The organism is Pseudomonas sp. GW821-FHT03E01 (genome assembly GCF_059420765.1).
This window is the reverse complement of the sequence record NZ_JBWKUI010000008.1, coordinates 109,650-122,934: the sequence shown is the minus strand read 5'-3', so window position 1 is coordinate 122,934 and position 13,285 is coordinate 109,650. Positions and strand designations below refer to the sequence as shown.

The following is a 13,285-nucleotide window of genomic DNA, read 5'->3' as shown; positions in this document are numbered from 1 at the left end:
ACAAATACTTTCTCTGGATAAAACCATGCGCCTGTATTGCGACCGCTTCGCGCTCGAGCGGGAGCAAGCTCCCTCGCCACAGGATCTTCTTCTGCCACAAAACCTGGCGACACCACCGATCACCTATGACACCCATAGCTGGAGTCAACACAGACAACCCCCTAGAATCGCCCCCACGATTAAAGGAGCCGACTTCATGCTGATGGTGATTTCCCCCGCCAAGACCCTCGATTACGAAACACCGCCGGCGACCCAGCGCTTCACTCAGCCGCAATACCTCGACCACTCCCAGGAACTGATCCTGCAACTGCGCGACCTGACACCGGCGCAGATCAGCGAGCTGATGCACGTCTCCGATAAGATTGGCGGCCTCAATGCCGCACGTTTCGGCAGCTGGACCCCGGCCTTCACCCCTGCCAACGCCAAGCAGGCCTTGCTGGCATTCAAGGGTGACGTGTACACCGGCCTGAATGCACAAACCTTCAGCGAAGCCGACTTCGATTACGCCCAGCAGCACTTGCGCATGCTCTCCGGCCTGTACGGCCTGCTTCGCCCTCTGGACCTGATGCAGCCCTATCGGCTGGAGATGGGCACCAAGCTGGCCAATGCCCGTGGCAAGGATCTGTATGCCTTCTGGGGCACGCGGATCAGCGAATGGCTGAACGAAGCGCTGGCCGATCAGGGCGACGATGTGCTGCTGAACCTGGCCTCCAACGAATACTTCTCGGCGGTCAAACGCAGCGCCTTGAACGCGCGCATCATCAATACCGAGTTCAAGGATTTGAAGAACGGCCAGTACAAAATCATCAGCTTCTACGCGAAAAAGGCCCGCGGGATGATGAGCCGCTTCGTCATCGAAGAACGCATCAATGACCCGGTCGCCCTCCAGCAGTTCGATGTTCAGGGTTATCGCTACAGCAGCGAACAGTCTAAACCGGACAATCTGGTGTTCCTGCGCGATCACGCACCGGAGTAACCAGACCCGCACTCAATTCGCGCACGACACCAACAACTTCGTCGTGCGCTACCCCTTCGATCCTCGAACAATCCCCGCCCTTTTCGCCGACTTATTGGCGCCAAAAAACAAGCACTCGATTTTCTAACTTTTGTTTCACTCGACTTTGCTGATTTTTTTCAGTAGTGGCACTGAAAATTTTTGTGAGTAGTGGCAAAAAAGTACCCAAGGCAATAATCACCCTATATATAAAGGGCGAAACGGCAAGTGCTATCAATATGAAAGCAGTGCCATCTTTTTCAATATTTCAAGAAATTCCAGAAATCGCGATGGGTGGACTGGAACTATGTCCAAATGCGTCGCTCATACCACCCGTAACGATTCTCTCGGCGAACGTACGAGATAACTTACACAGAGAAGCGGTCCCGATAGCGAAGTTGTCATATTAACTTGAACTTATGGATCACTTGTTTGGGCAACACATGAAGGACAGGAGATAACGCATCATTAATATCCCCTACAAGGCCACGGCTGCGCCCCTATAAACGTGCTCACCCGAGCACCCAACCGCTTGATTTACGGGCTTCTGGCCTGGCATTGAGCGCGCAAGACCTTTGCACGAACGTCCTCTGATTAGAGGGTCGGCTGCATAACAGGGCACGTCATAACAATAAGGCCTGGTTGCGCACTTCTTGAGTGCACTTATTTAGACACTCGGAACTTAGTATGCCTGCACCCGGCATTGTGACGCCTTTAAGGCCGCACTTGCGAGTGCATTATGACCGCTGAACACCATTAACTCCGGCCATGTAATGGCTTGTTGAACACAGTCTTGATTAACTGAGAGGTAAATGCGATGCGCATCAGCATATTTGGTTTGGGTTACGTCGGTGCAGTCTGTGCCGGTTGCCTGTCTGCACGGGGCCATGACGTCGTTGGCGTCGATGTTGCCAAAGACAAGATCGATATGATCAACGCCGGTCGTTCGCCGATCGTTGAACCTGGCCTGGGCGAACTTCTGAAACAGGGCATCGAGACTGGCCGCCTGCGCGGCACGACCAACTTCGCCGAGGCGATTCGCGACACCGACCTGTCGATGATCTGCGTCGGCACGCCGAGCAAAAAGAACGGCGACCTGGAACTGAACTACATCGAGGCCGTGTGCCGCGAAATCGGTTTTGTTCTGCGTGACAAAACCACCCGCCACACCATCGTCGTGCGCAGCACTGTGTTGCCGGGCACCGTGGCAAACGTGGTCATCCCGATTCTCGAAGACTGCTCCGGCAAGAAAGCAGGCGTCGACTTCGGCGTTGCCGTGAACCCTGAGTTCCTGCGTGAAAGCACCGCGATCGCCGACTACGACCAGCCGCCAATGACCGTCATCGGCGAGTTCGACAAGGCTTCGGGCGACGTTCTGCAATCGCTGTACGAAGAACTCGACGCACCGATCATCCGCAAGGACATCGCCGTTGCCGAGATGATCAAGTACACCTGCAACGTGTGGCACGCCACCAAGGTGACCTTCGCCAACGAGATCGGCAACATCGCCAAGGCTGTCGGCGTCGATGGTCGTGAAGTGATGGAAGTGGTCTGCCAGGACAAGACACTGAACCTGTCCCAGTACTACATGCGTCCTGGCTTCGCATTCGGCGGCTCCTGCCTGCCGAAAGATGTGCGCGCCCTGACCTACCGCGCCGGTTCCCTGGACGTCGAAGCACCACTGCTCAACTCGCTGATGCGCAGTAACGAGTCCCAGGTGCAGAACGCGTTCGACATCGTCTCCAGCCACGACAAACGCAAAGTCGCCCTGCTGGGCCTGAGCTTCAAGGCCGGCACCGACGACCTGCGCGAAAGCCCGCTGGTCGATCTGGCGGAAATGCTGATCGGCAAGGGCTACGACCTGAGCATCTACGACAGCAACGTCGAGTACGCCCGTGTCCACGGTGCGAACAAGGATTACATCGAGTCGAAGATCCCTCACGTCTCGTCCTTGCTCAACTCGAACTTCGAGGAAGTGATCAACAACTCCGACGTGATCATCCTCGGCAACCGTGATGAGAAATTCCGCGCCCTGGCACTGGAAGCACCGCACGGCAAGCAAGTGGTCGACCTGGTCGGCTTCATGTCTCAAGCCACCAGCGTCAGCAAGCGCACCGAAGGTATCTGCTGGTAACACGCCTGTAGGAGCTGTCGAGTGAAACGAGGCTGCGATCTTTCCCAGCTCACTTGAATCCCAAGCGAAAGATCAAAAGATCGCAGGCTTCGCCAGCTCCTACAGGGATTCTGGCGTTATCCAAACCGGGTGGCGCCAGTTTTCACAAGCCTGCCTTAACCCAATCGGGCTCCGCCCGAGATCGAGACGGATGCAGATTATGCACAGGCTAAAGCACGGCCTACTTCAGGCCGCCGGTTGGCTGTTTTACCTAAGTTTATTAATGGGCATCGCCCTGGCGTTGCCTCCGTCCACGTTCGACTCCGAGTCGAAGGACTTCATCTTCCTGATCGGTATCGTCGGTATCTGGCGCTACTCGATGGGTGCCACGCACTTTTTGCGCGGCATGCTGTTTCTGTACGTGGTCTACCCGCACCTGCGGCGCAAAGTGCGCAAGCTGGGCAAAGAGGCAGACCCGTCCCACGTGTTCCTGATGGTCACCAGCTTCCGTATCGACGCGCTGACCACCGCGCAGGTCTACAGCTCGGTGATCCGCGAGGCCATCGACTGCGGCCTGCCGACTACCGTGGTGTGCTCCATCGTCGAAATGTCCGATGAGCTGCTGGTCAAGAGCCTCTGGAAACGCATGAACCCACCGACACGGGTCAAGCTCGACTTCGTGCGCATTCCCGGCACCGGCAAGCGCGATGGGCTGGCCTATGGTTTCCGCGCCATCTCCCGCCACCTGCCGGACGACCGTGCCGTGGTTGCCGTGATCGATGGCGACACCGTGCTGGCCGAAGGCGTCGTGCTCAAGACCGTGCCGTGGTTCCAGCTGTTCGGCAATGTCGGCGGCCTGACCACCAACGAGTTCTGCGAAGTGCGCGGCGGCTACATCATGAGCGAATGGCACAAACTGCGATTCGCCCAGCGCCACATCAACATGTGCTCCATGGCCCTGTCCAAGCGCGTGCTGACCATGACTGGCCGGATGTCGGTGTTCCGCGCCACCGTGGTCACCAACCCGGACTTCATCGCCGACGTGGAAAGCGACTCGCTGCAACACTGGCGCCTGGGCCGCTTCAAGTTCCTGACCGGTGACGACAAGTCGAGCTGGTTCAGCCTGATGCGCCTGGGTTACGACACGTTCTATGTGCCCGACGCCGCGATCCATACCGTGGAACACCCGCCGGAAAAGAGCTTCATCAAGGCCAGTCGCAAACTGATGTTCCGTTGGTACGGCAACAACCTGCGGCAGAACTCCCGCGCCCTGGGCCTGGGGATGAAACGCCTCGGCCTGTTCACGTCAGTGGTGCTGTTCGATCAGCGCGTGTCGATGTGGACGTCCCTGCTGGGCCTGACGGTGGCGCTCATCGCCACCTTCAAGTACGGCACCGCGTTCATCCTGGTTTACCTGCTGTGGATCGGCATCACCCGCCTGATCCTGACCCTGTTGCTGTCCTGTTCCGGTCACCGGATCGGCCCGGCATACCCGGCCATTCTCTATTACAACCAGATCGTCGGCGCGCTGGTGAAGATCTACGTGTTCTTCCGCCTCGATCAACAATCCTGGACTCGCCAGCCCACTTCTCTGACCCGTGATCTCGCCAGCTTTCAACGTTGGTTCAACACCTGGTCGTCTCGGACCATGACCTTCTCCGCCGGCAGCATCTTTGTCGCCGTGCTGCTGATGATGGTCTGACCGAACTCGCCTGAATTAACTAGGAAATCGCCCATATGAATATCGCCGTCAACAGCAACGTAGTGCACGAATCCGAAGCCCAGCGCCAACACGCCCGTGTGAAAATTCCGGCCAAGCTGCGTTTCTTCGGCCCTGACCGGACCCCGGTCGAAGCCCGGGTCATCGACCTTTCCGCCGGCGGCCTGGCGTTCAACGCCGGTCAGTTGCCGCTGAAGGTCGGCGATGTGCACAAGGCCCGCCTGCAATTCGTCATCGACAACCTCGGTCTGGCCATGGACGTGGAGTTGCAGATCCGCTCCGTCGACCGCCAGACCGGCCGCGTAGGTTGCCAGTTCCAGAACCTGGAACCCCGGGACATTTCCACCCTGCGCCACCTGATTACTTCGCACCTGGCCGGTGACATCGTCAGCGTGGGTGAAATGCTCGCAACCCTGCAACGCGACAACTTCACCAAGGCGCGCAAGGTCAAGGACGGCGGTCATGGCATGACCGCGCTCGGCCGTCTGAAAGCGGTGACCTTCAGCGCCGGTATCTTCGTGGTCGGCCTGGTGGCGTTCGGTTTTATCTTCAAATCGGTGTACGGCATGTACTTCGTCAGCCACGCCCAGGCTGGCCTGGTCAGCGTGCAAGGCATGAACATCACCATGCCGCGCGACGGCACCGTGCAGAGCCTGATCAAGGCTGACGGCGTTGCCGCCAAAGGCGCCCCGCTGGCGACCTTCAGCACCAGCATGCTCGACGTACTCAAAGGCCATCTGGACGAAAACCAACTGCAACCGTCCAAGGTTGAAGAGCTCTTCGGCAAGCAAATGACCGGCACCCTGACCTCTCCGTGCGATTGCACCGTGGCCCAGCAACTGGTGGCTAACGGTCAATACGCCAACAAAGGTGACGTGATCTTCCAACTGGTGCCACGCAATACCGAAGCCAACGTTGAAGCACGCTTCTCCTATCGCCAGTTCGGCGACGTGCGCCCAGGCACCACGGTCAGCTTCCAGATCGCCGGCGAAGACCAGACCCGTACCGGCAAGATCGTCAGCAGCACCAGCCTGAAAAGCGAAGACCTGTCATCCGATATCCGCGTGCAGATCAAACCTGACGAGCCGCTGGACAGCGCACTCGCCGGTCGCCCGGCGGAAGTGAACAGCACCCGTGGCCCGAACCTGAACTGGCTGATCAACAAAGCCATGGCCGCCGGTCTTTAAACAGAGGACATGCCCGTGACGACTCCACAAATCCTCAGAACACCGCGCACCCACATAGGATCACTGTGTGCAGTTGCACTGGCCGTAAGCCTGGCCGGTTGCGCCGGCCTGCCCGACCAGCGCCTGGCCAATGAAGCCCTCAAGCGCGGTGATACCACGCTGGCGGCGCAGAACTATCAGCAACTGGCCGACCTGGGCTACAGCGAAGCCCAGGTTGGGCTGGCCGACATTCAGGTCGACAGCCGCGACCCGGCGCAGATCAAAAAGGCCGAGGCGACTTACCGCGCCGCAGCCAGCGTCTCGCCGCGGGCTCAGGCTCGTCTGGGTCGCCTGCTGGTGGCCAAACCTGGCGCCACCGAAGCCGAACACCACGAAGCCGAGGCACTGTTGAAGAAAGCCGCGACCAATGGCGAAGGCAACACCCTGATCCCGTTGGCGATGCTGTATCTGCAATTCCCGCACAGCTTCCCCAACGTCAACGCACAGCAGCAGATCAGCCAATGGCGCGCCGAAGGCAAACCGGAAGCAGGTCTGGCCCAGGTGCTGCTCTATCGCACCCAGGGCACTTACGACCAACACCTGAATGACGTGGAAAAGATCTGCAAAGCGGCGTTGAACACCACCGACATCTGCTACGTCGAACTGGCCACGGTCTATCAGAAACGTGGCCAGCCCGAGCAACAGGCCGAGCTGATCAAGCAGATGCAGGCCGCTCACAGCCGTGGCACCGTCTCCGCGCAACGGGTCGACAGCGTGGCCCGCGTGCTGGGCGATGCGAGCCTGGGCAAGACCGACGAAAAAACCGCTCAGTCGCTGCTCGAAGGCATCGCCCCGGGCTACCCGGCGTCCTGGGTCAGCCTGGCGCAATTGCTCTACGACTTCCCTGAACTGGGCGACGTCGACACGATGATGAAGTACCTGGACAACGGCCGCGCCGCCGACCAGCCGCGCGCCGAACTGTTGCTGGGCAAGCTCTACTACGAAGGCAAGATGGTGCCGGCCGACGCCAAGGTCGCCGAAGAGCACTTCAAGAAAGCCCTCGGCCGGGAAGTCGCCGCCGATTACTACCTCGGCCAGATTTACCGTCGCGGTTACCTGGGCAAGGTCTATCCGCAGAAAGCCCTGGATCACCTGCTGACCGCTGCGCGCAACGGCCAGAACAGCGCCGATTTCGCCATCGCCCAACTGTTCTCCCAAGGCAAGGGCACCCGGCCCGACCCGGTCAACGCTTACGTCTTCAGCCAATTGGCCAAGGCTCAAGACACCCCGCAAGCCACTGAGCTTGCGCAAACACTCGAAGCGCAACTGCCGCCTGACCGGCTGGCCGAGGCCCAACGCCTGCTCAAACAAGAGCAAGCCATTCGTAGCACCGTGAGTCCGGACACGCTGGAACTGCACGCTTTGCAAGAAGAAGACGGCGAGGAATCCCTATGAAACTCAATCCATTCGTGCAGGCCGGTATTGGCCTGACATTCGCCCTGCTGTGGTCGTGCCCGACCCTGGCGGCCCTGACCGAAGACAAGAACTTCGGTCTCGAAGTCAAAGTTACCGGCCAGTCCGAAAACGACAGTGACCTGGGCACCGCCGGTGGCGGCGACGTTAACGGCGTCGGCCTCGACCTGCGCCCTTGGGTCTATGGCGAAAGCGGCGCGTGGAGCGCCTACGCGATGGGTCAGGCCGTGACGTCCACCGACATCATCGAAACCGACACCCTGCAACAGTCCGACAACAGCGGCACCCAGACCACCGACAGCGGTGATCGCAAGACCAGGAAAAACTACCTGGCGATGCGCGAGTTCTGGGTCGGTTACAAGGGCCTCACGCCTTACCCTGGCGAGATCCTCAAGTTCGGTCGCCAACGCCTGCGAAACGACGACGGCCAATGGCGCGACACCAACATCGAAGCCCTGAACTGGACCTTCGACACCACCCTGTTGCGCGCCAACGTCGGTATCGCCGAACGCTTCAGCGAATATCGCACCGACCTGAAAGAACTGTCCCCCAAAGACAAGGATCGCCTGCACGCCTACGCCGATGCGGCGTATCAGTGGACACCCGGTAACTGGGTCGGCATTCGCGGTCATCACACGCACGATAACGGCAAGCTCGACTATCCGGAGCCGGGCGTGGCTGGCGATACCCTGGACAAGAAACAGAACGGCGACATCAGCTGGCTCGGCCTCACCGCCGACAGTGATGCCTACAACTGGCGCAACACCAACACCGTCAATTACTGGGGCAGCATCACCGGCATGAACGGCGACCGTGACACGGTCAACCCGTTGAATGCCGACGGCACTCGCCCGGCAGAAGCCAAGCGTGGTGAAGACCTGAACGGCTGGGCTACCGACCTGGGTGTTCGTCTGCGTCTCGATCCGCAGTGGCAAGTCGGTGCAGCCTATGCCCGCGCCAGCGCCGAGTACCAACAGAACGGCCTGGAAAGCAACCGCTCGAACTACACCGGTACTCGCTCGCGGGTTCACCGTTTCGGCGAAGCCTTCCGTGGCGAAATGAACAACATGCAGACCGCTACGCTGTTCGGCTCCTGGATGCTCAACGACGAATACGACGCCAGCCTGATCTACCACAAGTTCTGGCGTGTGGACGGCAACAAGCCGGTGGGCAACAACGGCATCAACGCTGTTGAAAACAACACCGACGACGCGACCGGCGCGATCCTCTCCAGCACCTCCCTGCCGCTGGAAGATGGCAACAAGGACCTCGGTCAGGAAATGGACCTGGTGGTCACCAAGTACTTCAAGCAAGGCCTGTTGCCGGCAGCGTTGAGCCAGTCGATCGATGAGCCTTCGGCCCTGGTGCGGTTCCGTGGCGGTGTGTTCAAGCCCGGCGATGCCTATGGCAAAGAAGTCGACTCGTACATGCACCGTGCGTTTATCGACGTGATCTGGCGCTTCTGATGCAAACCGCGAAGGGAGTGCCCGACATGAACAGCGCCAAGAAAGGCTCGATCAGCCTGCTGGCCGGCGCGCTGCTGCTGGCCAGCGCAGCCGCCTTCGCCACCGTCGAACCGGCCAAGTCTGTGCAACAGGGCAAATCGACGACCATAGCCAAGGGGCTGCAACAGGCCAAGACCTACACCGTCAGCAGCGCGCCAACTGCGCCGCTGGACCTGGCCAAGCCGAAACTGCCGGACACTTCTGGCTACACCGCCGAAGCCATTGCCGCGAAAATCGTGCGCACCAAGCCCGGCAAGATCAGCATACGCCGGATGATGCAGGAAGACGCCTTGAAGGACTTCATCGGCGGCGACAACAAGATGGCCGAGTGGGTGGTGCGTCAGCACGGCATCCCGCAGGCGATCTTCGTCGACGACGGCTACATGAACCTCAAGGACCTGACCAAGAAGCTGCCCAAGCAGTACCTCAGCGAAACGTCGCCAGGTGTGTTCCTGGCAAAGTTGCCGATCGTGGTGGGCAGACACGGCATTCTGGAAATCGACAAACAGACCCAGGAATTGCGCCTGTCCCAAGAGGCCGGCTCATTCCTGGTCAACGATGGTCAGCTGTTTGTGCGTGATACCAAGATCACCGGCTGGAGCGAGAAGGCCAACGGTCCGGCGGCCTTCTCGTCGCCCAAGGAATTCCGGCCGTTCCTGTTGTCCTGGGGCGGCACCGAGACCTACATCGCCAACAGCAAGATCGCCAGTTTCGGTTACGCCAACAGTAAGTCCTACGGCGTGAGTATTTCCCAGTACACGCCGAACATGGCCAAGGTGCTCAAGCGCCCTGAACCGACCGGCTGGATCGTCGGCTCCGAGTTCTCGGACATGTGGTACGGCTTCTACTGCTACGAAACCCGCGACTTCGTGGTCAAGGGCAACACCTACAAAGACAACATCGTCTACGGCATCGACCCCCATGACCGTTCCCACGGCCTGATCATCGCCGACAACACGGTGTACGGAACCAAGAAGAAGCACGGGATCATTATTTCCCGTGAGGTCAACGACAGCTTCATCTTCAACAACCGCAGCTACGACAACCACCTGTCGGGCCTGGTGATCGACCGTAACAGCGTGAACAACCTGATCGCCTACAACGAGATCTACAAGAACCACACCGACGGCATCACCCTCTACGAGAGTGCCGACAACCTGCTGTGGGGCAACCAGGTGATCAGCAACCGACGCCACGGCATCCGTATTCGTAACAGCGTGAACATTCGCCTGTACGAAAACGTCTCGATGGCCAACGGCCTGACCGGTGTCTACGGGCACATCAAAGACCTGAGCGACACCGACCGGGACATCAAGCTCGACCCGTTCGATGCCGAAGTGTCGCTGATCGTGGTCGGTGGTGAACTGGCTGCCAACGGCAGCGGACCGCTGTCGATCGACTCGCCGCTGAGCGTGGAGTTGTATCGCGTGTCGATGCTCGCACCGACCAAAACCAGCGGCATCAGCTTCTCGGGAATTCTCGGCGAGCGTCAGGATGAAATTCTCGACCTGCTGGTGCGCCAGCAGAAAGCCGTGCTGATCGACCCTGTCGAACGCCAGACCGAAATGCGGGACTGAGGATAATTTTATGCACCCACACTTGATCAAATTACTCAGCCTGTCGGCCCTGACCGCGGGTATTCTCGCGGCCAGCACTGGCGTGCGTGCCGAAGACGCCAAGGCACCGAGCTTCAGCGCCGAGCCGTGCTGCAGCCTGTGCCCGGCAGCCCACGACCCGAAGAACTACACCACCCGCTATCAGCAGAACTTCACCACGCTGGTGCAGGCCCAGGGCGACTGGCTGTTCCGTACCCAAGAAGACCTGCGCACCGAATTCGATACCACACCCGCCGGCTACAAACGCCTGAAACAACTGCACGATGCGTTCAAGAGCAAAGGCGTGGAGCTGGTCATCGTTTACCAGCCGACCCGTGGCCTGGTGAACCGCAACAAGCTGAACCCGGAAGAAAAAGCCAAATACGATTTCGACAAGGCCCTGACCAACTACAAGACCATGCTCGGGCGCTTCGCGCAGATGGGCTACGTGGTCCCCGACCTGTCACCACTGACCAACGAATCGCTGCCCGACACCCTGCCCGCCCACGATTTCTACTTCCGCGGCGACCAGCACTGGACCCCGTATGGCGCCCAGCGCACCGCGAAGATCGTCGCCGAGAAGGTCAAGCAGTTGCCGGCCTTCGCCGACATTCCCAAGCGTGAATTCGAGACCCATAAGTCGGGTCGCATGGGCAAGACCGGAACGTTACACAACATGGCGGGTCAACTCTGTGGCACCAGCTACGCGATCCAGTACATGGATCAGTTCACCACCGAGCCCAAGGGCGAAGCAGCGGATGGCGATCTGTTCGGTGAATCCGGCAACCCGGAAATCACCCTGGTCGGCACCAGCCACAGTGGCAAGAACTACAACTTCGCCGGTTTCCTCGAAGAGGCCATCGGCGCCGACATCCTCAACGTGGCATTCCCCGGCGGTGGCCTGGAAGGTTCGATGCTGCAGTACCTGGGCAGCCAGGAGTTCCAGACCAAGCCTCCGAAAATTCTCATCTGGGAATTCTCGCCGCTTTATCGCCTCGACCAGGAAACCATCTACCGCCAGATGATGGCGCTGCTCGACAACGGTTGCGAAGGCAAGGATGCACAGATGAGCAGCAGCGCCATGGTGAAGCCGGGCAAAAACGAACTGTTGGTCAACAGCAAGAACCTGGACCTGCGCAACAGCGACCACCAGGTCGACATCCGCTTCGCCGATACGTCGGTGAAAACCTTGCATGCCACCCTCTGGTACATGAATGGGCGTCATGAGGACATCAAGATCGAGAAACCGGAAACCTCCGAAACCGACGGGCGTTTCGCCTTCGAGTTGCGCACGGACGAAGACTGGGCCTCGCAGAATCTGCTGGCCGTTGAAGTCCAGGGGCCTGAAACACCAGGTGCCGCGCCGCAGAAAGTCGAAGCGAAAATCTGCAAACGTAACGTGTTCTCCGGCACCGGGCAGCGTACTGCTCAAGCCGGGCAATGAGGCTACCTCTTATGAACTGCATGCAAACCCGAACTTTGAAACAGTTACTCGCGCCTTCCCTGCTGGCTCTGGCGATGTTCGCTGGCGCCACTCAGGCCGCCGCACCACTGCGCCCGCCTCAAGGGTATTTTGCGCCTGTGGATAAATTCAAGACCGGCGACAAGAGTGAAGGCTGCGACGCAATGCCGACGCCGTACACCGGCGCCCTGCAGTTTCGCAGCAAATACGAAGGCTCCGACAAGGCCCGTTCGACTCTGAACGAGGAATCGGAAAAGGCCTTCCGCGACACCACCGCCGACATCACCAAGATCGAGCGCGGCACCAGCAAGCGAGTGATGCAGTTCATGCGTGACGGTCGCCCGGAACAACTGGAATGCACCCTCGACTGGTTGACCGCCTGGGCCAAGGCCGATGCATTGATGTCCAGGGACTTCAACCACACCGGCAAGTCCATGCGCAAATGGGCGCTGGGCAGCATGGCGTCGTCCTATATCCGCCTGAAATTCTCTGACTCGCATCCCCTGGCCACCCACCAGGAACAAGCGCAGGTGATTGAAGCCTGGTTCAGCAAAATGGCCGATCAGGTGGTCAGCGATTGGGACAACCTGCCGCTCGAACAGACCAACAACCACTCGTATTGGGCCGCCTGGTCGGTGATGGCCACGTCGGTCGCCACCAACCGCCGCGACCTGTTCGACTGGGCCGTGAAGGAATTCAAGGTCGGCGCCAATCAGATCGATGCCCAAGGCTTCCTGCCTAACGAACTCAAGCGCCAGCAACGCGCCCTCGCCTACCACAACTATGCCCTGCCGCCGCTGGCGATGATCGCCAGTTTCGCCCAGGCCAACGGTGTGGATTTGCGTCAGGAAAACAACGGTGCCTTGAAACGCCTGGGTGATCGCGTACTGGCCGGCGTGGACGACCCGGATCAATTCGAGAAGAAAAACGGTAAAGGCCAGGACATGACCGATCTCAAGATCGACTCGAAATTCGCCTGGCTCGAACCGTTCTGCTCGCTCTACACCTGCGCGCCGAATGTGCTGGAACTCAAGCACAAGATGCAGCCGTTCAAGTCTTTCCGCCTCGGCGGGGACTTGACCAAGGTCTACGACCCGGCCAACGAGAAAGGCAACAAGGGCTCTTAAAGCTCAGCGCTATCCATTGTGGCGAGGGGGCTTGCCCCCGTTGGGGTGCGTAGCGCCCCCAAAACCTGACAGCGCGGTGACTCAGGCATAACGCGTTTACCGGTTTTACGACTGCTTCGCAGCCGAACGG

At 59.5% G+C, this 13,285-nt stretch carries 9 protein-coding genes; all 9 read left to right on the top strand.

Going from position 1 to position 13,285, the window contains the following annotated elements; all coding sequences use genetic code 11:
* Positions 1 to 196 precede the first annotated feature (196 nt).
* The 9 genes from yaaA to AC07VO_RS15255 all read left to right on the top strand — a co-directional run bounded on the left by yaaA (position 197) and on the right by AC07VO_RS15255 (position 13,155).
* Positions 197 to 976, top strand: coding sequence for a peroxide stress protein YaaA (gene yaaA / locus AC07VO_RS15295; RefSeq protein WP_064620184.1), 780 nt, complete (start codon positions 197 to 199; stop codon positions 974 to 976).
* Between the two features lie 835 nt (positions 977 to 1,811).
* Positions 1,812 to 3,128 (top strand): nucleotide sugar dehydrogenase, encoded by a 1,317-nt coding sequence (locus AC07VO_RS15290; protein WP_064620187.1) that lies wholly within the window; start codon positions 1,812 to 1,814, stop codon positions 3,126 to 3,128.
* A gap of 199 nt (positions 3,129 to 3,327) precedes the next feature.
* A complete protein-coding gene (gene alg8, locus AC07VO_RS15285; protein ID WP_370741111.1) occupies positions 3,328 to 4,809 on the top strand; it encodes a mannuronan synthase in 1,482 nt (493 codons plus the stop codon).
* Between the two features lie 35 nt (positions 4,810 to 4,844).
* Positions 4,845 to 6,014 carry an alginate biosynthesis protein Alg44 gene (locus AC07VO_RS15280; protein WP_086944729.1) on the top strand — a complete coding sequence of 390 codons (1,170 nt, stop codon included), beginning with the start codon at positions 4,845 to 4,847 and terminating at the stop codon, positions 6,012 to 6,014.
* Between the two features lie 9 nt (positions 6,015 to 6,023).
* Positions 6,024 to 7,448: an alginate biosynthesis TPR repeat lipoprotein AlgK gene (gene algK / locus AC07VO_RS15275; protein ID WP_018927126.1), complete on the top strand. Its 1,425-nt coding sequence runs from the start codon at positions 6,024 to 6,026 to the stop codon at positions 7,446 to 7,448.
* On the top strand, positions 7,445 to 8,932 hold the full coding sequence (locus AC07VO_RS15270; RefSeq protein WP_086944728.1) for an alginate export family protein: 1,488 nt from the start codon (positions 7,445 to 7,447) through the stop codon (positions 8,930 to 8,932). Before algK ends, AC07VO_RS15270 begins: the two co-directional genes overlap by 4 nt.
* A gap of 26 nt (positions 8,933 to 8,958) precedes the next feature.
* On the top strand, positions 8,959 to 10,548 hold the full coding sequence (gene algG / locus AC07VO_RS15265) for a mannuronan 5-epimerase AlgG (protein ID WP_064620193.1): 1,590 nt from the start codon (positions 8,959 to 8,961) through the stop codon (positions 10,546 to 10,548).
* 10 nt (positions 10,549 to 10,558) lie between these two features.
* Positions 10,559 to 12,010 (top strand): alginate O-acetyltransferase, encoded by a 1,452-nt coding sequence (locus AC07VO_RS15260; protein ID WP_018927129.1) that lies wholly within the window; start codon positions 10,559 to 10,561, stop codon positions 12,008 to 12,010.
* 11 nt (positions 12,011 to 12,021) lie between these two features.
* On the top strand, positions 12,022 to 13,155 hold the full coding sequence (locus AC07VO_RS15255) for a mannuronate-specific alginate lyase (RefSeq protein WP_370741110.1): 1,134 nt from the start codon (positions 12,022 to 12,024) through the stop codon (positions 13,153 to 13,155).
* Positions 13,156 to 13,285 lie beyond the last annotated feature (130 nt).

Coding starts and splice junctions, on each gene's coding strand:
- alg8 (WP_370741111.1), top strand. CDS start 3,328: ATGCACAGGCTAAAGCACGGCCTACTTCAGGCCGCCGGTTGGCTGTTT.
- AC07VO_RS15255 (WP_370741110.1), top strand. CDS start 12,022: ATGAACTGCATGCAAACCCGAACTTTGAAACAGTTACTCGCGCCTTCC.
- yaaA (WP_064620184.1), top strand. CDS start 197: ATGCTGATGGTGATTTCCCCCGCCAAGACCCTCGATTACGAAACACCG.
- AC07VO_RS15280 (WP_086944729.1), top strand. CDS start 4,845: ATGAATATCGCCGTCAACAGCAACGTAGTGCACGAATCCGAAGCCCAG.
- algG (WP_064620193.1), top strand. CDS start 8,959: ATGAACAGCGCCAAGAAAGGCTCGATCAGCCTGCTGGCCGGCGCGCTG.
- AC07VO_RS15270 (WP_086944728.1), top strand. CDS start 7,445: ATGAAACTCAATCCATTCGTGCAGGCCGGTATTGGCCTGACATTCGCC.
- AC07VO_RS15290 (WP_064620187.1), top strand. CDS start 1,812: ATGCGCATCAGCATATTTGGTTTGGGTTACGTCGGTGCAGTCTGTGCC.
- AC07VO_RS15260 (WP_018927129.1), top strand. CDS start 10,559: ATGCACCCACACTTGATCAAATTACTCAGCCTGTCGGCCCTGACCGCG.
- algK (WP_018927126.1), top strand. CDS start 6,024: ATGCCCGTGACGACTCCACAAATCCTCAGAACACCGCGCACCCACATA.